Raw genomic sequence first — 22,476 nt, 5'->3', positions numbered from 1 at the left:
CTAAACTGTCAGATTGCCTTTGCTTCCTCCGCCGCCGCGGCATCCAGCATTTCAGCCGCTTTGATCATGATGGCACACTCAATCCGCTTTTTCTGCATCGCACAGCCGATCTCATAGGCATCCGTCAGATTGTGATGGAAGTTCTGAGAATTTGCCGCGCAGCCGCCGCTGCAATAGAAACGCACTTCGCAATCCTTGCACTTCGGCTTTGCATAGACATTGCAAAGCTTAAACTCGTCGCAAATATCGCTGCGCTGAATGCCGGTATCGACATTGCCGAGCAAAAATTCCTCTTTGCCGACAAACTGATGGCAGGGGTAAAAATCGCCCCAGGGGGTGACCGCGAGATACTCGGTGCCCGAGCCGCAGCCGGAGAGGCGCTTCGCGACACAGGGTCCCTGCTTCAAATCAATCTGGAAGTGGAAAAAGACAAAGCCTTTTCCCTCCCGGCGGCGCTTCACATACTCGGCAGCGAGCTTGTCGTACTGCTCGAGGATAATCGGCAAGTCTTCTTCGCGAATCGCATAGGGCTCCGCGGGGTCCGCTACCACCGGCTCCATGCTCATCTTCTTGAAGCCGAGATCCGCAAAGTGCAGCACATCCTCGGAAAACTCCAGATTGTTGTGCGTAAACGTGCCGCGGATGTAGTAGTCCTTGTGCTCCTTGTCCCGCTCCGCCGCAAAACGCTGGAACTTCGGGACAATGATGTCATAGCTGCCCTGCCCGCCGCGCGTCGGACGCATGCGGTCATTCACTTCTTTCCGGCCGTCCAGCGAGAGGACCACATTCGACATCTCTTTGTTACAGAACGCCGTGATCTCATCGTTTAAGAGCACGCCGTTCGTGGTCAGCGTAAAGCGGAACTTTTTATCGTGCGTCTTCTCGAGCGAGCGCCCGTATTCGACCAGCTGCTTTACGACCTTCCAGTTCATGGTCGGCTCGCCGCCGAAGAAATCGACCTCGAGATTCCGTCTTGCACCGGAATTCGCGACAAGGAAGTCAAGAGCCTTCTTGCCGACCTCAAAGCTCATCAGCGCTCTTCTGCCGTGATACTCACCCTCTTCCGCAAAGCAATAGCGACATGCGAGGTTGCAGTCGTGTGCAATGTGAAGACAGAGCGCCTTGACAACCGTCTTTCTCGCCTTGAAGTCGCGCACAAACGTCTGATAGCTGTCCTTGGTGAACAGCTCTTCGCCGTCGATGAGCGCCTGCATGGTCTCGATGACCTCTTCGATTTCCTCCGCCGGGAACTCACCGCCGAGTTCCTTCCGAACCGCCTCCTTGGCAGCCTCCGGAAGCGGCTCCGGCCGCTCCAGTTCTCCGACCAGAGGCTCCGTCACCTGTACGGCGCGGTAAAATGCGGGGTCCGCGACATGCACCGAGCCGGAGTTTACATCCATCACGATGGCAATGCCGTTGTTAATAAACTGATGAATCAAGCCTTTACCTGCTTTCTATCTCTACTCAAATACAAACTTCTCTCTATCTCTATGCGGTCCCCGCCGCGCGCAGACCGCAAAAATACTCCGCAAGATAAGAACCCCTACAATCCTCTTCAGACTGTAGGGGTCTCCCGACGTCTCCGGGATCTTATCTGTTCTCGTTCTCGCAGCTCTGATTTCCAACGGTGCAGGAAGTCTTGCACGCGGACTGGCAGGAAGTCTGGCACTCGCCGCAACCACCGTGCGCCATGCTTGCCTTCAGAGGCTTCTCATTCAGCGTCATAACATGCTTCATCTTCTTAATCCTCCTCTCCGTGATACTGAAAAAAGTATAGCATACGAAAAATTACTTGACAACGGATTTCTCCGGTGCCAAAGAGAGCTTCACCTCGGCAATTCGGGTCTGCTCCATGCGCGTAACCGTGAAGCTGATGCCGCCTTTTGTCACACACTCTCCTTCCTTCGGAAAGTGTTCAAGCTGCTCGAGCACATAACCGCCGATCGACTCATAGTCTTCCGATGCGAGGTGCAACTGCAGGACCTCGTTCACATCGTCAATCTTCACATTGCCCTCAATCAGATAGGTGTTCGGGGCGATGCGCCGTATGCTCTTCTCCTCGTCGCGGTCGTATTCGTCGCGGATTTCACCGACAATCTCCTCGAGAATGTCTTCCATCGTGACCATACCGGCTGTCACGCCGTACTCATCGAGCACAATCGCGAGATTCGTATAATTTTTCCGCATCTCGACCATGAGCTCCGAAGTTTTTTTCTGTTCATAAGTAAAGAGAGGCTTCCGCATGAGCTCTGCGATGCGGAAGGGTTTATCCTGCGCGCGGAACAGAAGATCCTTGATATTCAAAATGCCCACGATGGTATCGGCGCTCTCTTTGTAGACCGGAATACGCGTATACTTTTCCTCGCGCACCACTTCCATAAGTTCGTCGTAGCCGGCCTCCACATCGATACAGGTCATATCGATGCGGGGAATCATGATGTCGCGCGCACTGCGGTCGCCGAAGTCGAACACATTATCAATCATCTTCCGCTCGCTGTTCTCGATCACACCGTCCTCATGTCCGACCTGCACAATGGTACGCAGTTCCTCCGCGGTCATGAGTTCCCGCTTGCCGGGGCGATCCGCGCCGAACAGCTTCATCACGAGCCGCGCCAGATTGTTGACCACAAAGACCAGGGGCGTAAACAGCCACATCAGACATTTGACAGGTCCCGCCGCGCGGAGCGCAATCTGCTCGGCGTTGCGGCTTGCCATGGTCTTCGGCGCAACTTCGCCGAAGACCAGCACGGCGAGGGTCAGGATGCCCGTCGCGACACCGACCAGTTTGCTGCCGAAGAGCGAGAGGGTCACGGTCGTCGCGAGCGAGGAGGCATAGAGATTCACGACATTGTTGCCGATCAGAATGACCGAGAGCATCTTCTCGGGGTTCTGTAACACCGCAAGCAAGGTCATGGCACGCTTATCCCCCTGTCCCGTGAGGGTACGGATGCGGATGCGGTTCACCGTGGTGAGCGCGGTCTCCGAAGAAGAAAACAGCGCCGAGAGCACAAGCAGGGCAATCAGCATACATAGTTCGACAAGATCCTGATGACTCAATGTTTCACTCCTTTTATTCCGATGCGCCGAAGGCCTCGCACAAGTTCCGTCGCCGACAGGACAACCATACCGGCGGCAATGTAAAGGTCTCCCAGATTAAAGACCAGATGACACAGTTTTTTTGGCGTAAACGAAAAATAATCAACCACATAGCCCCGGAAAAAGCGGTCAAACAAATTGCTCCCGCCGCCCGCAAGCACCAGCGCAAGTGCCGTCTTTTCGATCTTTCGCCCGCGCTTCGGCAAGAGGCGCGAGAGGCGGAGCAGCACAAGACACTCGACCAGCAGTGGCCCGTATTTCACCACCTCCCGGCGTTTTTCCAGAAACCCGAGCGGCAGGCCGCGATTCCGAAATTTTTTGAGCAGCAACACCGGTTTCCCGCCCGGCATTTCCCGCGGAAACGAGCGATCCGGCAGACCCTCGATTGCGCTTTTCCCGATCAGGTCGAGCGCCGTCAGACAGGCAATCAGGCGATAGTACCACATCACGCCGCCCCCATGCTCCGTCCCATCAGCGTGGACATGATGTACCAGATCAGGACAATGACGCCGAGCACAATCCGGTAATAACCGAAGACCTTGAAGTCATTCTTCTTGACCCAGCTCATCAGAAAACGGATTGAGTAGACCGAGACCAGGAAAGCGACAAGCATCCCGAGCACGAGATAAAGAATCTCCGCATTGCTGAAACGAAAACCGAACTTCACAAACTTCGCAAACTTCAAGAGGCTTGCTCCGAACATGACCGGTATCCCCACAAAAAAGGAAAACTCCGCGCCCACCGCGCGGGAACAGCCGAGTATCACGGCGCCGAGTATTGTGACGCCCGAACGCGAGGTTCCCGGAATCAGCGCGAGCACCTGAAACATGCCGATGTAGAGCGCGGTCTGGTAGTTTAGCTGCCACATCTTGGTAATCTGCGGCTTGCTCGTCTGATTTCGATTCTCAATCAGAATGAAGAGGATGCCGTAAATGACCAGCATAATCGAGACCACAAGACCGTTGTAGAGGTGCGCGTCCATCCAGTCGTCGAGCAGCTTGCCAAGGATGGCCGCAGGTACGCAGGCCACAATAATCTTACTCCAGAGGATCAGGGCAACCCTTCTCTGGTCGCCGCGTTTCGAGCGACTCAAAGGATTCAGGCGGTCAAAGTAGAGCATGACCACGGCTAGTATCGCGCCGAGCTGAATCACAACGCGAAACATCTCCATAAATTCCGGCGATACATCCAGCTGAATCAATTTGTTGATCAAAATGAGGTGGCCGGTCGAACTGATGGGGAGCCACTCCGTGAAACCCTCCACCATGCCGAGCACTATGACTTTCAGGATTTCTATGATGCGCATGCGTCTTCTCTGTTCTCCTTTTTTCGTTAATCCGCCTTACGGGCGTCATATATTTTCAATCTGCCAGTCAATCGGCGCTTCGCCGACCGACTGCAGGAATTCGTTGGTCTTCCGGAAATGCCCGCAGCCAAAGAAGCCGCGACTCGCCGAGAGCGGCGAGGGGTGGGGCGAGGTCAATACGAGATGTCTTGATGTATCAAGCATCGGGAGCTTCTCCTGCGCGGGGCGCCCCCAGAGCAGAAAGACCAGACGATGCTCCGACTGATTTGCCGCGGCGAGAATCGCATCGGTAAACTGCTCCCAGCCCTGATTCCGGTGGGAAAAAGCCGCGTGGGCGCGCACCGTGAGCACCGTGTTTAGGAGCAGCACGCCCTGTTCCGCCCATTTTTTGAGATACCCGTTGTTCGGAATATAGCAGCCCAGCTCGTCGTGGAGTTCGCGGTAAATGTTCTTCAGCGAAGGCGGAATCACCGGTTGCGTCGGCAACACCGAAAAGGCGAGCCCGTGCGCCTGGTTCGGCTCGTGGTAGGGATCCTGCCCCAAAATCACGACGCGGACCTTTTCAAGCGGCGTCAGCGTCAGCGCCTCGAAAATCCGATCCGCCGCCGGGTATACCGTCTCTGTCCGGTATTCATCTTCTATAAAGTGATACAGCTTCGCATAGTACGGCTTTTTAAACTCCGCCCGAAGCGCCGGGAGCCAGTCATTCTCAATAGCTGCCACAAAACCTCACCTTCCTCTCCTCGCGGTAACTATTTGTTTTTCTTTAAAAATATGCCTAAATCATAGCATAAAACGAAACCCCCTGCGCGGCTTTTTTGCCGTGCAAGGGGTTTGTTTCGCCCTCAGCGCACTTCCCGGTGCAGCGTATAGCGCCGAAGTCTCGGGCAATACTTCATTGCCTCCATGCGCTCCGGGTGGAGTTTCTTGTTCTTCGTGGTGGTATAGTTCCGGTCCCCGCACTCCGTGCAGGCAAGGGTGACGCGCGTTCTTCCTGAATTTGCCATGGCTTTTCTCCTCTCAGCAAAACGCTCCGGCAGTGCGCCGGAGCGGACACAGGATGTGGAACAGGGAGGCTCTTGCGACTTTGAGGCACTCGTATTTGCATCCTGTTTGCATATTCATAGTAGCAAAGCCTTACCCGGCTGTCAATCCGTGCGCGCCTTTATTTTTCGTCGAGCACCTGAAAAATGAAAAATTTGAGGTAATAGGTCTCTCCGGCCGCCCAGAGAATCGGATGATCCGGCGCCTGCGTGGAAAAGTACACCTGGCGGAGGCGCTTTCTCGCGCCGCGCGCCGCTTCCTGCAGGGTTCTCGCAAACAGCTCCTGATCCATGAAGTGCGAGCAGGAACAAGTCGCCAAAAAGCCGCCGTCCCGCACAAGCTTCATCCCGCGAAGATTAATGTCCCGATAGCCCTTGACCGCGCGCTTAATCGTCTCCCGCGACTTGGTAAAGGCCGGCGGATCCAGAATCACAAGTTCGAAGCGCTCTTTCGCAGCCTCCAGTTTCGGCAGCAGCTCAAACACATCCGCGGTCTCAAAGCGCACGCGCGCCGAGAGTCCGTTTAACGCGGCATTCTCGGTGGCCTGTGCGACACCGAGCGCCGAGGCATCGACCCCCAGCACTTCCCGCGCGCCCGCAAGACCCGCGTTTAAAGCAAAAGACCCCGTGTGCGTGAAGCAGTCCAGCACCCTGGCGCCCGGCGCAAACCGCTGGATTGCACGGCGATTCAGCTTCTGATCCAGAAAGAAGCCGGTTTTCTGCCCCTCTGCGACATCCACGAGATAGCGAACGCCGTTTTCCCGAATCTCGACTTTCGTGTCAAAGGGCGCCGAGAGGAAGCCCTTATGCCGCTCCATTCCCTCCTTGAGCCGCTCTTTCGCGTCACTCCGTTCATAAACGCCGCGTATCGGCAGCCCCTCACCGGAGAGCACCTCGAGCAGGAGCCGAAGCACGGTCTCCTTCATTCTGTCCATGCCGAGCGCCAGACTCTCGAGCACCAGGACATCGCCGAACTTATCGACCGTGAGCCCCGGCAGAAAATCCGCCTCTCCGAAAACCAGGCGGCAGGCCGAGGTGTCAATGACCTGCTTTCGGAGGCGCACGGCGTCCAGAAGGCGCTGTCTTAAAAACGCCTCGTCAATTTGCTGCTCCGCGTGCCGCGTCATCATGCGGACGCGCAGTTTGGAGTGCATGTTCAGAAAACCGTTGCCGAGCGGATAACCGTCAAAATCCAGCACCGTCACGAGATCACCGTTCGTAAAGTCCCCCTCGATCCGCTCCACTTCGTTGTCATAAATCCAGGCGCCGCCGCTCTTAAAACTTCGGGCCGCTCCTTTTTTCACCGTTACCTTGCAGGGATACATGTTCCGTTCCTCCTCAGTTTCGCATGCCGGGTTCCCAGCGTACCGAGACCCCCATGCCGAAGGCGTTCGGCCCTGTGTGGCAGGCGACGCTGTAGGACAGCGGGTCGTAGGTCACGGTCTCCTCCGGAAATGCCGCCTGTCCGAGCGCCTGCCAGTCGGCGACATCGGCCGCCTCCAAGAAACTTCCGGTCTGGCCGACCCATATCTTTCTGCCCTCCGCGCGGAATTCCGCGGCTGCCTTGACAATCTCCTCGACTTCCCGCTTCTTGCAGTGCTTTGTGCCGCGGACCGTTGCAAACGGCTCGACCTTCTCGCCCTTGATGACCAGGAGCGGCTTAATGTTCAGAATACTGCCGACCGTGGCAGCCGCCCCCGAAATCCGGCCGCCGCGCTTCAGATATTTCAGATCCTCCACGCCGACATAGACAATCGAGAGAAAGGCAAGTTTCTCAATCTCTTCCTTCATCTCCTGTGCCGAGATCCCTGCTTCGCGCATCGCGAGTGCGTCCCGGATGATATGACGCATCGTAATCGAAATGCGGTGCGCATCCGCGACCACAACCCGGCCGTCGTAGTCCTCGGCGAGCAGGCACGCGGAAGCATAGGAGGCGCTGAGCCCCGAGGACATCGGAATAAAGAGCAGTTCCTCGTAGTCCTCGAGCAAACGATCCCAGAGCGCCGCCATCTCGCCCGGTGAAGGCTGCGAAGTGCGAAGCACCGTATCGCTTTGCAAAAGTTCGTAGAAGCGATCCGGCGTGAGGTTCTTCCCCTCGTGATACACTTCCTCGCCCGCAATAAAGGGCATGGGCAGTACAAAAATGCCAAGCTGTTCGGCCTCTGCCCGAGAAATACCGCTGTTGGAATCTGTCACAATCGCTGTCTTCATGATTTACCTCTCCTCATTCTCGGCCACGGCGCGGTAAGGCTGCGCGGGCGGGGAAATGTGTTCCTCTTGAAACGCTTTCGCAATGCGCTCCGTGAGCGCAAAGTTTAAGTTCCAGTAATCCGGGTTCTTACACCAGACCCGCAGCGTAAAGAGCAGGCCTTTTTCCTGCAGCTCCGTGAGTGCGACAAAGGGCGCCGCGACGGCGTCCGGCGGCTGTAAGACCGCGCTCTCCGCCGCAATCGCCGCCCGCAAAATCTCTTTGACGCGCTCGGGGTCCTCGTTCCGCCCAACCAGGAAGGTGAGATCCAGACGGCGCTTTGCCATAGAGCTGTAGTTGGTGATGTTCGCATTCATCAGGCTGCCGTTCGGCACCGTGATTTTCTTGTTGTCGATGCCGACCAGCACCGTGTAAAAGAGTCCGATTTCATCGACCGTGCCGCCGACCTGCGCTGCCTCGATATAGTCGCCGATTGCAAACGGACGCGTGAGCGTCAGCATAATGCCGCCCGCGAGGTTTGAGAGTGCGCCCTGCATGGCAAGCCCTAAGGTCACACCGGTCGAAGCGACGACCGCCGTGACCGAAGCCATCGGGATGCCGAGCACCGCAATGACCGCGAGCACCAGCAGTGCGTAGAGCGCCGTCCGGGTCGCATTCAGAAGGAAACGCCGCATGGTTCTATCCATCGGCAGCTGCATCTTCGGTTTGAGCGAGAGCCCCAGAATCTTCCGGATGAGGTGCGTGCCGATCCACCAGAGCAGCGCGGCAAAGACCGTTCGGAGCAGCATCCCCCAGAGCATTGCCCCCGTTCCGGGTTTCCAGAGCACATTGTGCCAGAACCACTGCACAAAGGTCACATGCTCGGTCACCTTCTCCGTGACCGCCTCCGAGACCGCATTCGAAACCTGTCCGACTTGATCTGTCATGATTGCCTCCTCAAAGTAGCGGCGAAATCAGGCGGAGCAGACAGTGCTCAGCCCGCTGAAACAATGTTCTGCCGTGGAGATACCGCTCCGTGACCTCACGGCACTGCGGGAAGGTATTCCAAAAACACTGCTTAATGTCGAGCACCGCGCGATAGCGGTAAAACAGGACGCCGTTCTCAAAGTGGTGGTAGAGCGAACGGAAATCTAAGTTGATGGTCCCGCAGGTCGCAATTTCATCGTCCGCGACACATTGCTTCGCGTGCATGAAGCCCGGCGTGTATTCATAGATTCGGACACCCGCGCGCGCAAGCACATTGTAGTAGGAACGCGTCGCCTGATAGACCATCTTCTTGTCCGGGATTCCCGGCGTCACAATACGCACATCCACGCCCCGCTTTGCCGCGAGACAGAACGCCTGACTCATTTCGTCCGTGATAATCAGATACGGCGTCATGAAGTAAACATAGCGCTTCGCGTGGTTTACGAGATTCATGTATACATTTTCACCCGTCTGTTCATGGTCCAGCGGTGAATCCGCATAGGGCTGGCAGTAGCCGGGTTCCGCCGCGCAGTAGTCCGGCAACGCGAGGTATTGCCCGAAGTCCTCGATACCGCCCCCGCCCTTCCGGATGGAATTCCAGTTCTCGAGGAAGATGCCGGTCAGGCTGCGCACCGCCTCACCGGTCAGGCGTATGCCCGTGTCGAACCAGTGCCCGTAGGGATGCGTGATGTTAAAGTACTCCTCAGCCAGATTGTAACCGCCGGTAAAGCCGACTTTTCCGTCGATCACCGTAATTTTCCGGTGGTCCCGGTGATCCAGGAACGCATTGAAAAAAGGCGTCATCGGATTAAAGACTCTCGTGCGGATGCCGGCCGCCTCCATGCGCCGGATAAAATCGTGGTCGATGAACCAGATGCTGCCGATGTCGTCGTAGAAGAGCCGGACTTCCACACCCACGGCCGCACGCGCCGAGAGGACCTCGAAGAGGCGCTCAAACGCGCTCTTCTCCTCAATCGCGTGGTACTCCATGAAGATGAAACGCTCTGCCTTTTTGAGCGCCTCCAGTTGCGCCGCAAAGGCTTCCTCCGCAGTCGGATAAAAACAGATGTCGGTGTCGCGGTACACCGGATAGCCGAGCCGGTCCGAGAGGTAGCGGAACTGGTTTGCGATGCCGTAGTCCACCGTTTCGAGTTCCTCTAAAATACCGCCCTGCTGCGGCATGAGCGGAAACAGCCGATCTTCGATTTTCTCATAGCGCAGCCGCATGCGGTGTGTTGCGCCGTTAAAACCGATCAAGAGATACAGCGGGACACCGAAAAACGGCGCCGCGGCAATCAGCAGAATCCAGGGCATCTTCATCGCGGCGTTGATGTGCCGCCCGTAAATTCCGAGCACCAGGATGAGCGCAAGAGTGTGAATCAGAACCGGAATCCAGGGGTAATCGCCCGTCAGATCCCGAATCATCACATAGAGCCAGATTAACTCAAGCAGAATTGCGAAGACCGCAAACAAGCCGCGCTTGATGCCGTTTCGCACCTCTGTTTTTCGCTCCACCCGCACTGCCCGTCTCATCTCTCCCTGTATCCTTTCCGTCGTTTGAAGAAACTGTTCTCTCAGTGTAACACGCAAGCCCCTTCTTGTCGCGTTTTTATGCACTTCCGCCCCGCATTGTAAGCAAGTCTGTGCTAAAATAGAAGTGTCAAAATATAGCGGCAGCCCGCTTTTCGTAGGAGGAAACAAGATGAAAGAACTAGGCTATTACGACGGCAACTTCGGTCCCCTCAGCGAGATGCAAATTCCCATGTGCGACCGCGCCTCCTGGTTCGGCGACGGCGTCTATGACGCAGGTCCTGCGCGGCACGGCGTTATCTTTGCACTCGATGAACATGTGGATCGCTTTTTCCGGAGCGCGGCACTGCTCGACATCACGATGCCGCTCACGAAAGACGAACTGAAAGCGCTCTTACAGCGCCTTCTCCGGGAAATGGATGACGATGAACTCTTTGTCTACTACCAGGTGACGCGCGGCAATCCCGCCGTCCAGAAGCGCTCCCACTGTTACGAGCACGGCGTGCCCGGAAAACTCTGGATCACCCTGACGCCGAACAAAATTTCCGACGGCGCAGAGCCCGTGTCCCTGATCACCTGCGAGGACACCCGCTTTTTGCACTGCAACATCAAGACTTTAAACCTGATTCCGTCTGTCATGGCCTCCGAGAAAGCGCGCGATGCGGGCGCCGCCGAAGCGGTCCTGTACCGCCCCGGCGAACTCGTGACCGAGTGCGCGCACTCGAATGTCCACATTTTAAAGGACGGCGTTCTGAAGACCCACCCGGCCGACAACCTGATTCTCGGCGGCATTGCCCGCGCCCATCTGCTCCGCGCCTGCGAAGCTCTCTCGATTCCGACCGATGAGACCGCCTTTACGCTCTCAGAGCTCTTCGCAGCAGATGAAGTCATTGTCACAAGTTCCTCAAACCTCTGCATTCGCGCCGACCGGATCGACGGCAAAGTGGTCGGCGGCAAGGCTCCAGAACTCTTTGAGCGCCTGCGCCGCTACCTGCTCGACGAATACATGACCGTGACCGCCTGATTCAGGCGGTCTTTTTGCTTGCGAGAAAACGGTACACCGCCGTGCCGACGATCAGCACATAGCCGAATACGCTGAGCAGATCCGGCAATTCTCCGAATAAGAGAAACCCGAAGAGCGCCGCAAACACCACCTGAATGTAGTCGTAGACCGAAATTTCCTTGGCCGGTGCATAGGTGTAGGCCATCGTGATGCCGAGCTGCCCGAGCGCAGCCGCGCAGCCGGACAGAAGTAAAAACGCAAGCTGCCGCACACCCATGGGCTCATATCCCGCAAGCATCAGCGGCAACACCGTGATGCAAGAAAACACCGAAAACGAGAGGATGATTACCGGTCCCTTGACCCCGCCCTGTCCCGCCTTCCGGACAAAGGTATAGGCCGTGCCCGCGCAAAAACCGCCGAAGAGACCGACCAGCGCCGACACCGAGGCGAGACCGATTCCCGGCTTGATGACCAGAATGGCCCCCGTGAGCGCGACTAGCAGGCAGAACCAGTCCCGCTTCACCGGCCGCTCGCGCAAAATAAAGAGCGACATCAGAATCGCAAAAAACGGCGACATTTTATTGAGCATCGTCGAATCGGCAATCGGCAGATGATCGATGGCCCAGAAGTTCGCGATGACACCGAGCATGCCGACAAACGAGCGCAGGAACACCGCCAGGCGATTGCCCTTTCCGATCCGGAACGGCTCCCCCGCGCGCCGCAGCATAAAAATCGCGACCAGCGCGGCGACCAGATTCCGGAAAAAGACCTTCTGCATGACCGGCAACGGCCCCGCGAGCCGCACAAAGACCGCCATCAGCGAAAAGCCCGCCGCAGCGAGCACAATGAATAAAATTCCCTTCGCGGTATTTCCTCTCAAACTCATTTCCTCACTTTGCTGTTCTTTTTTATTATTTTGCGATGAAACCGTGTTTTTCGCAAGGCGCGATTCGCGGAAGTTTCAGGCAGTTTTTCTATGTTTCATTGCATTTCCCACCTTCTGCTTTCTGTTATATAGATACATTTAGTGCTTGCTATTTTTGTTTGCTTGACAAAGCTCCGGCTTGTCAACACAATTGTATTACAGGAGGTTGCTATTATGCCAACAATCAGTTTGCGCGTCAGCGAAGAAGAGTTAAAACTCTTCCAAGACTTTGCCAAGTTAAATCAAATACCAAACAGGCAATTCAGTCACTCAAATAATTAGATCGCTCTGTCCTCATTCTGATCAAGTCCTGGATTGAAAAGAACTTAGTCGATACCGATGACCCGCGGCGTCACGGAAAAGGCTTGACTTCAAACCGCAGCGGTCAATGGAGATATCGTGTCGGAAATGATCGCATCCTTGCCGAAATCGAGGACAAGGAACTGATCATTCTCGCCATCGAAGCCGGACACAGGAACAGTGTCTATAAAGCCTGACCGACATTGCCGAACGAACTGCATTTCTGCTTCGGAAAAAGGCTGATTTAAGACAAAGAAGCGTCCGTATCAACAACTTCATTGATACGGGCGCTTCTCGTGTTGTCTTACCTGTTCTTTCGCTGCTCCAGGTAATCGTTTAACTCGGCATTGACAATATCCGTGATGAACATGTGACCGGGGACATGGGTGATGACAATCGGCGGCTTCGCATTCTCCACCGCCGCCTGGGGCGTCACGCCGCAGGGCCAGAACACGGGAATCTCGCCCTCGCGAATCTCAACCGCATCGCCGTAGTCCGGCTTCATCACATCTCGAACGCCGATTTTCTCCGGCTCGCCAATCTGCACCGGCGCGCCGTGGACATTCGGCATCTTCACCGTGATGTCATAGGCTTTCTTCGCCTGCTCCGGCGTCATCGGCCGCATCGAGCAGACCATGGGACCCGCAAAGGGGCCGACCTTCTCAGTCTGAATATTGGTCTTAAACATGGGGACATTCCGCTTCATCTCAATGTGGCGAACCGGAACCCCCGCCGCCATCAGCGCTTCCTCGAACGAAAACGAGCAGCCGATCAGAAACCCCACATAGCCCTCTTTCCAGTACGAAGAGACATCGGTGAGCTCCTTGGTCACGACGCCGTTCTCATAGACCCAGTAGCGCGGTACATCGCTGCAGATATTTCCGCCCTCGCCCATCGCGTGGGTCTCGGGACTTCCCTTGACGATTTCCAGCACAGGGCAGGCAAACGGATTCTTCTCGGCGTAGCGCTCAAAATCGGCCGCGTACTCTCCGGGCAGAATGACCAGGTTCGCCTGGGCATAGCCCCGGCACATCCCGGCGGTCGGGAAGTCAATCTTCCCCTCCCGAATCAGCCGCCGAACCTCAGAGGGTTTCCTGTCGATATAAGGGGTGATGTCAAAAGCCATAGGTTCGCTCCTTTCTTAAATCAACGCTCACTGCCTGTCTCTGTTACCTTCCATCACTTACCTGCATCGCAACCACAGTTCCGCTGCGTCGCAAATGCCGCGTCTTATGCGCGCACTGCCGTGACGCCGATCTCCACCTTTGCATTCTTCGGGAGTGCCGCGACCTGGAAGGCCGCGCGCGCCGGATACGGTGCCGCAAAGAACTCCGCGTAGACCTCATTCATCGCCGCAAAATCCGCGATGTCCGCGAGGTAAACCGTCGCCTGCACGACGTGCTCAAAGCCGAGACCCGCTTCCTTCAGAATCGCACCGATATTCCGGAACACCTGTCTGGTCTGTCCCTTGATATCATCCGCCGAGAACTCACCGGTCGCCGGGTCCAGCGGAATCTGTCCCGAAATAAACAGGGTGCCGTTTGCCTCAATCGCCTGCGAGTAGGGGCCGATGGCCGCCGGTGCCGCCTGGGTTGCAATTGCTTTCTTCATACCAGATATCTCCTCTCTGCATCAATCAACAGTTTCTTTCAGTATACTACTTCGACTGTGCCGCCGGTGCGAAAATTTTCTCTGCCTCCAGCGCCTCCGCAATCTGCTGCCGGATGTGTTCGGAGAGCGCAGCCCGCGTGCGGTTTGTTTTGCCGGGGCGCAGCGCAAAGGTTTCCAGCGGGAAACTATCCGAAGAGAGCGGCAAAGTGACCGTATCGGGTGTCAGAGCCATCACGCGGCGCACCGGATGGGTTCTCAGCACCTTTCCCCTGCCGCCGTAAATCTCATCGCTGCACGCATTCTTATAGTAGGTCTCCAGCTGACCGAGACTCGAGCGCTTTCCGCTCCAAATCTGCGAAATCTTCCGGTACTTGCACTCGAGGATAATGCTACCGACATACCAGCCCGTCCGCTTGCTGAAAATGTGCAACAGCAAATCCGGATGATTGTGACTACTGCCGTTGTGGTCTGTCGCAAAGTAAAGCGGATCCCGCTCGGTGTCCCGATTCCGCTGCTCCAACGTCTGGTTATAAACCAGCGTGAAGCGCGCCGTGTCGTTTTCAAAGCCGACCCGGCTGCCGTCCCGCAGGGAAAGCCCGCCGCCCTCGCCGACCGCGTAGCTCTCCTCGCGGATTGTCTCGGTCGCGAATTCCTCCAGCACATGCTGGAGTTTAAAGTAGCACCAGAGCTCATAGAGAAGACTGCTCTTTTGATAACTCAGGCGGTACAGCTCCTGCATAGTCACACCGAGGTGATCCCGCTTCAGCGCGAGATACAACCGATAAACCATGTAGTAGCGGCTGTCCGATAAAATCCCCTGCGGCACGGTATACAGCTCGGACAGGGATACCGTCTGATACCAATAACTGCTTCGAAGCGCTTCCAGAATATGCCGGTAGCGCCGCACGGTCTTCGTGAACGCGTGCATGCGGCCTCCACTGAGCTGCGGATCCTCGGTATACCGCGAAAACTCCGTCAGCTTCGCGGAGAGAGCATCCGCCATAATGCGGAGCATACGATTCTCGGGGATGTCATAGTCGAGGCGCTTTTTCGGAATCAGCTGCACATGCGACACGCCGCCGCGCGCCAGATCGGCGCGCAAGCTCTTCTCATCCAAGCGACCGCTCGCTTCTATGGGCTCCTTCTCGTAGACAGTCTTAATCTCGTAGCGCGGTTGCTCTCTGATTTCAAGAAGTGCGGCAAAGAGTTGGCTCTCCTCGGCCTCGAGGCGCTCGAGATCCCGGAATGCGCGGAGCGGGAGCGCCTGCTCACCGTCGATGCCGCGCCCCGCCTGTCCCTTTTTCCAGCTTCTGCTGAGCCCCTCGAACTCTGCCTCGAGCTCCTGCTGCATAATCTTCCACTCGCTGTGATCGAGTTGCCGGGGGGCCACCTCAAAACTGCCGTAGTAGCGTGTGCCCTCCGCGAGGACAAAAAATGCCATGCGCTCCACCAGCAGTCCCTCTTTGCCGGCGCCGCAGAGCCGGAACCGCTCTGCCGAAGGCGCGATATAGTCGCCCGCGTCGTCATGCAGCACACGGCCCACATCTTCCGCGACATCCAGACAGGGGAGATAGAGCCTTGCCCCCGCATCCGCCGACTCGAATAAGAGCTCCACGCCCTCGTTCTCCCGGATAAACACAGTCGCTGCGCCCGTCAGGCTGTTTGCCCCCGGCAGGAGAACAAATTTCGTGGCCTCTTTCTCTGCTGTCACAGCCTGTCCGCCCGGCTCGTACGCGAACGTGCGAATCACCGACAGCGAAAAGGGGAGTTTAGTTGCAGTAACCATAGCTCTCTACTTCCTTCTTCTTCTGCGCGAGCAGGGCCCGGCTCTTCGCAAACTGCGAGAGTGACTGATACTTGTCCAGTACCGCAAGCAGACTGCCCTCGCCATTCTCCTGCAACGCCGGTCCCACCACGCTCTCCACACCGCGGAGCTTGGTCAGCACACGCTGAACCAGCTGCAGATCGAGTGCGCGGTCAAAATCCAGCGCTTCCTCCTTCGGCAGATTACTCAGGTACTTTAAGACATTCTTCACGACACGCGGCCCGGCGCCGTACTTCGGGCTCAGGCTCTGCAGTGCGCAGTGCACCTCCCAAAGCAGGCTTCGCACCTCCCGAGCATTTGGAATCTGCTCCTTCACAATCAGTTTCTCATAGTCCTGGGTGCTCCAGATCTGTGTCTTGCCGACCGCCGCAAAGGTCTTATCCTGCCACTCGGTCGCATAATTCAGAACTTCGAGCTCAATCACATTCGCGCGGTCCAGCACCTTGTCCGAGAAGTGATGCGTCGTCTCATCGATATTGACGGTGCCGATGAATTTCACATTGTTGCCGATTTCAATCTGGAACGGATAGTCCGCCGCGTTGTAGAGCTTGCCCATGTACTGCTTGTCATAGAGCTGTAACTCCCGCTGCCCCGCCGGACGCTCCAGAATCGAAAGGAACTGGCTGAAGTAGTGCTCGACCCGCGCGAGATTCATCTCCTCGAAGCAAACCAGGAAGAGCTTATTCTTATTCTCCTCCCGCTGCGCGCGCACCAGAAAGTCCACAAAGCCCGAGTCCGCCGCGTGGTAAACCATATGCGCGAGATCCACATAGCCGAGAAGATCGGCGTCATCGCTCCAGGACGGGCGCACCGGCACCATGAGCATCTGGCTGTCCTCGAGGTCTGCGCTCGCATTGAGGCCGAGCGCCTTTGCGTAGACATTGACGAGAGAGGATTTTCCGGTGCCGCTGAGGCCCGAGAGAATCACAAGATCGCTGCATTTCACCGCCGTGTGGAAGTTCACAAAGTCGCTCCGCTTGTAGTAGCAGCGGCTCTTCTGCGCATAGTACTCCATCATGTCGAAAATCAGCGCCTCGTTCTTTTCCGTCGTCGCGATCTTCTCGAGCTCCGTTTCGTCGAGCTGTTCCTTCAGCTCCTGCCCCACTGCGGACTGACTTGCCGTATCCTCTGTCTCCTCCGCCGCACTCTCTTCTCTCCTGCCCGCGGCTTCCGCTTCCCGCAACGCCGCCTCTGCCGCCGCGCGCTCCGCGGCAGCCTTCTGCCGTGCCTCTTCCTCGTCCTTCTCGGCCTGCAGCACGGCACTCTTTAACTGGTTGTCAATCTTGCGGTAGATGTCGGCCGGCACATAGCTCACGCAGGGATTATAGCTGTCATCGTAGACAAAGTTCTCGATGTACTCGCTCATATCAATCGTGAACAGATATTTTCCCTGCAGCACGCAGGCGCCGACCGGATCCGTCTCTGCGCTCTCAATGCTGCCGACCGCAAAGAGCTTTCCGTCCGCATCCCGCCAGAGCACAAACGCGGGAGCCGAGCTCTCGATGTCATAGCCGTAGAGACTGCCGAGCTGCTCGCCGACCTTGATATCCGCGAGAAACTCCGCGCGGGTATCGTAATTCCGGTACAGGTTCCAGCTTTTGTTGTACTCCCAGTCGCGCACTTCTTCATCGTTCTTGCTGCAGAAGACCGGCACCGCATAGAATTCCGTACTCTGGTCGAAGGACTTCGGCACCGGCACCAGATGCACATCCGTCATGCTGCGCACTTCCATGCCGTTGACGTTTTTGGTCTGAACCTTAAAGATAAAGAGCTGATTCTCCATGAACGCCTCGAAATTGTCGATGCGCGCATCATCTCCCGCGTAGATGTCATCCGAAAAATCCGACAGCAGATTTCCGAAGCCCGTGACAAACGAAGTCGCGGCATCCGGCAGGAGCAATGTCTTTACATTATACTGAATGATATTCATGCGGTTAATGAAGATAGAGCTGCGCCCCGACTGATCATACCGCGCCAGACGTCCGATGTATTCCCGATAATTCTTGTTCATTTCCGTTTCATCTCCTCGATTGCATTTTTCAAGTTACCGATGCTAAGTACCTTAAGGCTTGTGTAGGACTTGAGTTTCAGCTTGTCCGCGTAACTCATGGTCCCGCTTACATTCCAGATTTCTTCGTATTCTTTCCAGGGCAGTTTTTCTAACCCTGTCAGATCCGAGCGAAGATCACAGTTTAAATCCTCTGCCTCCTCGCTGATATCCACGCGCGAGAAGATTAAAATTTTCGGAAGCTTGCTCTTTTCCCGGAGCTGCTTTTCCTCGTACTTTTTCAGTAATTCCAGTCGCTTTTGCAACTCCTGTTTCTCCTCTTCGGCAGCCTTTACTTTGTTCATCGCCTCGCGGACCTTTTCTTCCCGCACTGCAAGCTCCTTTTCGAAGTCGGACCTAAGCTCCTCTTTTTCTGCCTCAAGGCGCCGTACCTGCTTTTCGAGATTTCGCTTCTCTCCCTGCTCATTGTCGAGCTGTATGCGAAACTCCTGCTTGGCCTCTTTGCTCTGCTTCTTATAAGCCTGGAACTCCTGTCGCAAGGCTTCCAGTTGCTGTTGAAGCATTTCTATCTTTCCTTGTAAAGTCGTTTCGTCCACGTCTTCCTCCTGCTTTCTTGTTTCTGTGTCTGTTGTCTGTCCTTTGCTGTCTGTTTCCTTCCGATCCGTCAATATCGCACCGGAGACATCCGCCTTCACCTCCTTGTAATACAGCTCCTGTAACGCAGCCTCAAACTCGGGCGAACGGTCTATCTGCTGATAGATAATCGGCAGCGGCATCAAATGCGCCCGTTTCAACGAGTAACCCGGCAGTGTACAGCCCGCACTCTCAAAGAATTGCTTCAGAATACGCTGCCGCTCCGCAACCGGCGTCTGTTTCAGCTGATCTTTGAAGACCTGCCTATTCACAAGTGCTGGTTTTGATAGCTTCTTCTTACTCAACCTGTTGTGCCTCCTTCTCTTCGGTATACATTCATTCTGCTTCAATTTTCCACAGAATGCAATTCCCACATTTGTCAAATTTTACATATCTTTTTTGGTCTAATCTCCTATTTTCGCTATATATCAGGTATGCTTCCACAAATTCCCACCGTAAAACCAGACAATTCTTACATGAACCAGAAAAATAAACTTATTTTTGATTGACATCACTTCATAATTTCTGTATAGTACGGTAGTTCGTTTTTAAGAGGACGGAAAAAGAGGGCAGCGACAGAAGTGTCGCGGCCCTCTTTTTTGTAGCAATCAACCAAACTCTCACGGCGATATCAGAAAATAGCTCACCAGTACAAAAACTTTTCTTGAACATCCGAAGACAACAAAGCCTCAATGGACTCCTGTTTGACAATAACTTTCCCCGATTGACGCAGACTGTTTTGCTCTCTCAGAACGGAACCAATCAACTTCTCAACAGGTATCGCCACTCACCGCAACAAAAAAACAGGCTTTACAGACGTCCCATCCTATGCTAAATGGTTAGGTTACTATAAGCAATTATCATCCTATGTGAGGTGTAAACATGTTTCGATTTTGGACCGTGCAACACAAATCTGTCCTCGATGTGGTGGCAATGAACGGGTTCTACCAGGCCGATGTTTCCAAGAGTCCTTTTGTACTGGAAAACCCTCCCCGGGAAGAACTGTACCGTTTCCTGTTAGACGCCTTCAACAAAGCAAATGATTTCTGTTTGAACGGCCTGATTTTCGGCTTTGCTTACCGAGAAGACTCCCAAATCCATGGCTTTCAAGATATTTATGAGTTCGCAGCTTTTTTAAGGCAAAAGAAGAACGTCATCAATATTCTGTGGAAAAGATTTTGCAGTGACGATTATGTCATCCTGTGCCTTGACTATCCGGAAGACTCTTTTAATCCGCTCTTTATCGATATGAATGACTTCCAGTTTCTCATGCCGCCTATTACAATTCTTCCCCCCTATACCTACGACTCCATTGCCAGAATCGTAACGGATATCCGTCACGCACGTATCTCGCCCGGTGAATTGCCAAGTTATTTGATACAGGCACATCTACCGGTGATTCACAGAGAAAACATCACCGAGGTATATCGTATGTTTTCCTTGGATGCATAAGCACAGCCTTGAAACATGCCTTGCTTTCTACAAAAGAGTCCGCCGGACAACACTCTCCTGTTGTCCGGCGGACTCTTTTCATACTTCTTCTGTTTTTTAATGCTTCGCCTTACGCGCTCTCTTCCTCGTCGAGCAGGTTGGTCATGCTCTTTAAGCCTGTCACGATGGTGGAGCCGTTGTGCAGGAGTGCGCCGGTCGCAGGCGGCAAAATACCGCCGACACCGAGCGCTATGAGCAGCGCGTTGAAACCGATGATAAAGTTGTAATTCGAGTGGATGCGGCGCATCAACGCCATGCTGAGCTTCCGGAGGAAGACCAGCTCGCGCAGATTATCGGCCGCAATCGTGACATCCGCGACCTCGCGCGCAATCGCCGCGCCGTCCGAAATCGCAATGCCGACATCCGCCTCGGAGAGCGCCGGGGTATCGTTCACGCCGTCGCCGATCATGATGACTTTGCGGCCCGCCGCGTGTTCCTTCCGCACGAACTCCGCCTTGGTGCCCGGCAGAACTTCCGCGTGGAATTCGTCGAGATGCAGCTGTGCGGCCACGGCCGCCGCTGTCTTCTCCGCATCACCGGTCATCATGCAGATCTTCGAAATGCCGAGTTTCCGCAGGCCGTCGATAATCTCCGGTGCCTCTTCGCGAATCGGGTCAAAGATACAGATGACCGCGCAGAGCTTGCCGTCGATTGCGAGGTAGAGTTTCGAGTACTCGTCCGGCAGCGCTTCGAGCTTCTTCTCGTCGCGCTTTAAGAGCTTGCACTTCTCATCCTCAAAGACAAAGTGGTAGGAGCCGATGAAGGCTTTCTTTCCGTTAATCTCGGAGGCAATGCCGTGCGCAACCACATACTGCACCTTGGAGTGCATCTCCTTGTGGCGGATGCCGCGCTTCTTCGCCTCTGCGACGACCGCATTGGCAATCGAGTGCGGATAATGCTCCTCTAAGCAGGCTGCAATCTTCAGCGCCTCGGATTCCTCCATGTCGCCGAAGGTCTCAATCTGCATGACAGTCGGCGTCGCACGGGTCAGCGTGCCGGTCTTATCGAAGACTATCGTATCGGCCTCGGCAATCGCCTCCATGAACTTTCCGCCTTTCACGGAGATCTTCCGGTCACCCGCCTCGCGGATTGCGGAGAGCACAGCGAGCGGCATCGAGAGCTTCAGCGCGCAGGAGAAGTCAACCATCAGGAACGCCAGACCCTTTGCCACATTTCTCGTGAGCAGGAAGGTCAGCGCCGCACCGCCAAGCGAGTACGGCACCAGGCTGTCCGCAAGGTGGTAGGCTCTCGCCTCGGTGTTGGACTTTAACTTCTCGGACTCCTCGATCATCTTGACAATCTTGTCGTAGTGACCGCTGCCCTTTGCCTTTGCGACCTGAATCACGCACTCGCCTTCTTCGACGACGGTGCCGGCATAGACATAGGCACCCGCGTGCTTCTCGACCGGCACGGATTCACCTGTCATCGAAGCCTGGTTCACGGTCATCTCGCCCTCGAGCACTGTTCCGTCGAGCGGAATCACATTCGAGGTGCGAACCACAATGCGGTCACCGACCTGTACATCCTTCACATCGATCAGGACATCGGCGCCCTCGGTCTTCATCCAGACCTTCTCGACCTGGAGGCTCATGGCGCGCGCCAGATCGCCGACCGACTTCTTGTGCGTCCACTCCTCGAGGATCTCACCGAGCTCTAAGAGGAACATGACCGAAGAAGCCGTGTCAAAGTCACTGCGAAGAATAGAGGCCGTGATTGCGGTCGCATCCAGCACCGGCACTTCGAGGCCGCGCGTCAGCAGGCAGCCGAGGCCATGCACCACATAGCGGAGACTCTTGACCGTTGTCCAGACCGCACGCACCGGCGCCGGCAGGAGCAACATGGTCGCCGCACGTCCCACAACCTTCCAGAACAGCTTGTCCTGGTAGTGGCGTGTCAGTGCGCGTCCGCTGTCTTCGGGCACTAACGAGAGCGCGTATTCATCCTGGTATGAAAAACCACAGAGAGCGTCTAAAAGCCGCTCTCTGTGGTCCGCCTCCCGATTGTACTTCACAATTGCGTCGCCCGTCCGCTCGAAGATCTTGATATCTTCCACAAACGGCAGGTCACGCAGGTAGTACTCCAGAATATCCGCCTCGCCGAGGGACATACGCGTCCCCGCAAGGTGGATACGCATTACGCGTCTGGATTCGTGGCGTATTGTATATCTCATGCTTCCGTCGCTGCCTCGTGCTCCTCAACCAGAGCCTTTGCCTCCTGGTAAGCTCTCTCCGCATCCGCTGCATAACGGCGCTCGTTCAGATCCTTTGCATCCTCATAGATGTCATCGCAGTTCTCGCGAAGCGTGGAGACGGTCTTCATCACGCAGTCCTTGCCGCGGAGCACCGCTGCGGTTGCGTGCGTGTAAGCGCACTTTGCGTCTCTCGACTTCAGAATCGTGATACCTGCCGTACCGAACACCGTACCACCGATAAACAGACCAAGCTTAAACAGCTGCTTTGTACCAAACATCATTCTTACCTCCTAAGTTGAAATTCATTGTCTATAGTTTAGCGTCTTTTCCGGAAAGTGC

Annotated in this window: 22 protein-coding genes; 3 read left to right on the top strand and 19 right to left on the bottom strand. The window is 55.6% G+C overall.

Features of this window, described 5'->3' with window-relative positions:
- Window positions 1–8: 8 nt before the first annotated feature.
- The 11 genes from scfB to cls all read right to left on the bottom strand — a co-directional run bounded on the left by scfB (window position 9) and on the right by cls (window position 10,153).
- A complete protein-coding gene (gene scfB / locus HMPREF9623_RS08260; protein ID WP_009533448.1) occupies window positions 9–1,439 on the bottom strand; it encodes a thioether cross-link-forming SCIFF peptide maturase in 1,431 nt (476 codons plus the stop codon).
- Window positions 1,440–1,590: 151 nt separating this feature from the next.
- Window positions 1,591–1,737: a six-cysteine ranthipeptide SCIFF gene (gene scfA / locus HMPREF9623_RS08255; protein WP_009533447.1), complete on the bottom strand. Its 147-nt coding sequence runs from the start codon at window positions 1,735–1,737 to the stop codon at window positions 1,591–1,593.
- Between the two features lie 51 nt (window positions 1,738–1,788).
- Window positions 1,789–3,057 (bottom strand): HlyC/CorC family transporter, encoded by a 1,269-nt coding sequence (locus tag HMPREF9623_RS08250; protein WP_009533446.1) that lies wholly within the window; start codon window positions 3,055–3,057, stop codon window positions 1,789–1,791.
- The gene (locus tag HMPREF9623_RS08245) at window positions 3,054–3,542 is read right to left on the bottom strand and encodes a signal peptidase II (RefSeq protein WP_009533445.1); all 489 of its coding nucleotides are present in this window, start codon (window positions 3,540–3,542) and stop codon (window positions 3,054–3,056) included. The genes HMPREF9623_RS08250 and HMPREF9623_RS08245 overlap by 4 nt, the downstream gene beginning before the upstream one ends.
- Window positions 3,542–4,402: an undecaprenyl-diphosphate phosphatase gene (locus HMPREF9623_RS08240; protein ID WP_009533444.1), complete on the bottom strand. Its 861-nt coding sequence runs from the start codon at window positions 4,400–4,402 to the stop codon at window positions 3,542–3,544. Before HMPREF9623_RS08240 ends, HMPREF9623_RS08245 begins: the two co-directional genes overlap by 1 nt.
- Window positions 4,403–4,447: 45 nt before the next feature.
- Window positions 4,448–5,125: a uracil-DNA glycosylase gene (locus tag HMPREF9623_RS08235; protein WP_009533443.1), complete on the bottom strand. Its 678-nt coding sequence runs from the start codon at window positions 5,123–5,125 to the stop codon at window positions 4,448–4,450.
- Window positions 5,126–5,247: 122 nt separating this feature from the next.
- Entirely contained in the window at window positions 5,248–5,409 is a 162-nt protein-coding gene (rpmG, locus tag HMPREF9623_RS08230; protein ID WP_009533442.1) for a 50S ribosomal protein L33, read from the bottom strand.
- A 158-nt stretch (window positions 5,410–5,567) separates the two neighbouring features.
- A complete protein-coding gene (locus HMPREF9623_RS08225) occupies window positions 5,568–6,770 on the bottom strand; it encodes a class I SAM-dependent rRNA methyltransferase (RefSeq protein WP_009533441.1) in 1,203 nt (400 codons plus the stop codon).
- A gap of 13 nt (window positions 6,771–6,783) precedes the next feature.
- Window positions 6,784–7,656 (bottom strand): DegV family protein, encoded by an 873-nt coding sequence (locus tag HMPREF9623_RS08220; protein ID WP_009533440.1) that lies wholly within the window; start codon window positions 7,654–7,656, stop codon window positions 6,784–6,786.
- A gap of 3 nt (window positions 7,657–7,659) precedes the next feature.
- Entirely contained in the window at window positions 7,660–8,580 is a 921-nt protein-coding gene (locus tag HMPREF9623_RS08215; protein WP_009533439.1) for a mechanosensitive ion channel family protein, read from the bottom strand.
- A 10-nt stretch (window positions 8,581–8,590) separates the two neighbouring features.
- Window positions 8,591–10,153 carry a cardiolipin synthase gene (gene cls / locus HMPREF9623_RS08210; protein WP_009533438.1) on the bottom strand — a complete coding sequence of 521 codons (1,563 nt, stop codon included), beginning with the start codon at window positions 10,151–10,153 and terminating at the stop codon, window positions 8,591–8,593.
- Between the two features lie 169 nt (window positions 10,154–10,322).
- Between cls and HMPREF9623_RS08205 the strand changes: the two genes are divergently transcribed.
- On the top strand, window positions 10,323–11,174 hold the full coding sequence (locus HMPREF9623_RS08205) for an aminotransferase class IV (RefSeq protein ID WP_009533437.1): 852 nt from the start codon (window positions 10,323–10,325) through the stop codon (window positions 11,172–11,174).
- A 1-nt stretch (window position 11,175) separates the two neighbouring features.
- Here HMPREF9623_RS08205 and HMPREF9623_RS08200 read toward each other — a convergent pair whose 3' ends face one another.
- Window positions 11,176–12,039 carry a DMT family transporter gene (locus HMPREF9623_RS08200; RefSeq protein ID WP_040799932.1) on the bottom strand — a complete coding sequence of 288 codons (864 nt, stop codon included), beginning with the start codon at window positions 12,037–12,039 and terminating at the stop codon, window positions 11,176–11,178.
- 335 nt (window positions 12,040–12,374) lie between these two features.
- Here HMPREF9623_RS08200 and HMPREF9623_RS11900 point away from each other — a divergent pair, with 335 nt between their 5' ends.
- Window positions 12,375–12,575 (top strand): type II toxin-antitoxin system RelE family toxin, encoded by a 201-nt coding sequence (locus tag HMPREF9623_RS11900; protein ID WP_330362079.1) that lies wholly within the window; start codon window positions 12,375–12,377, stop codon window positions 12,573–12,575.
- A 107-nt stretch (window positions 12,576–12,682) separates the two neighbouring features.
- On the opposite strand, the gene HMPREF9623_RS08190 is transcribed toward HMPREF9623_RS11900, so the two are convergent.
- From HMPREF9623_RS08190 to HMPREF9623_RS08170, 5 genes are all read right to left on the bottom strand, one after another.
- Window positions 12,683–13,504: a putative hydro-lyase gene (locus HMPREF9623_RS08190; protein WP_009533435.1), complete on the bottom strand. Its 822-nt coding sequence runs from the start codon at window positions 13,502–13,504 to the stop codon at window positions 12,683–12,685.
- Window positions 13,505–13,608: 104 nt separating this feature from the next.
- Window positions 13,609–13,989, bottom strand: a complete 381-nt coding sequence (locus HMPREF9623_RS08185; protein ID WP_009533434.1) for a RidA family protein — start codon at window positions 13,987–13,989, stop codon at window positions 13,609–13,611.
- A gap of 46 nt (window positions 13,990–14,035) precedes the next feature.
- A complete protein-coding gene (locus HMPREF9623_RS08180) occupies window positions 14,036–15,775 on the bottom strand; it encodes a DUF2357 domain-containing protein (protein WP_009533433.1) in 1,740 nt (579 codons plus the stop codon).
- Window positions 15,759–17,825, bottom strand: coding sequence for an McrB family protein (locus tag HMPREF9623_RS10965; protein WP_009533432.1), 2,067 nt, complete (start codon window positions 17,823–17,825; stop codon window positions 15,759–15,761). The genes HMPREF9623_RS08180 and HMPREF9623_RS10965 overlap by 17 nt, the downstream gene beginning before the upstream one ends.
- The gene (locus tag HMPREF9623_RS08170; RefSeq protein WP_009533431.1) at window positions 17,822–18,760 is read right to left on the bottom strand and encodes a hypothetical protein; all 939 of its coding nucleotides are present in this window, start codon (window positions 18,758–18,760) and stop codon (window positions 17,822–17,824) included. Before HMPREF9623_RS08170 ends, HMPREF9623_RS10965 begins: the two co-directional genes overlap by 4 nt.
- A 577-nt stretch (window positions 18,761–19,337) precedes the next feature.
- On the opposite strand from HMPREF9623_RS08170, the gene HMPREF9623_RS08165 reads away from it, so the two are divergent.
- Window positions 19,338–19,907 carry a hypothetical protein gene (locus HMPREF9623_RS08165; RefSeq protein WP_009533430.1) on the top strand — a complete coding sequence of 190 codons (570 nt, stop codon included), beginning with the start codon at window positions 19,338–19,340 and terminating at the stop codon, window positions 19,905–19,907.
- A 109-nt stretch (window positions 19,908–20,016) separates the two neighbouring features.
- Here the strand turns inward: HMPREF9623_RS08165 and HMPREF9623_RS08160 are convergent, their stop codons facing one another.
- Together HMPREF9623_RS08160 and HMPREF9623_RS08155 are read right to left on the bottom strand one after the other, a co-directional pair.
- Entirely contained in the window at window positions 20,017–22,116 is a 2,100-nt protein-coding gene (locus tag HMPREF9623_RS08160; protein WP_009533429.1) for a heavy metal translocating P-type ATPase, read from the bottom strand.
- On the bottom strand, window positions 22,113–22,418 hold the full coding sequence (locus tag HMPREF9623_RS08155) for a DUF6110 family protein (protein WP_009533428.1): 306 nt from the start codon (window positions 22,416–22,418) through the stop codon (window positions 22,113–22,115). Before HMPREF9623_RS08155 ends, HMPREF9623_RS08160 begins: the two co-directional genes overlap by 4 nt.
- Window positions 22,419–22,476: the final 58 nt, after the last annotated feature.

Origin of the sequence: Stomatobaculum longum, assembly GCA_000242235.1 — a bacterium.
Lineage (GTDB): Bacteria > Bacillota > Clostridia > Lachnospirales > Lachnospiraceae > Moryella > Moryella longum.
The sequence above is the reverse complement of the archived record's forward strand: the minus strand, read 5'-3'. Positions and strand labels throughout refer to the sequence as shown.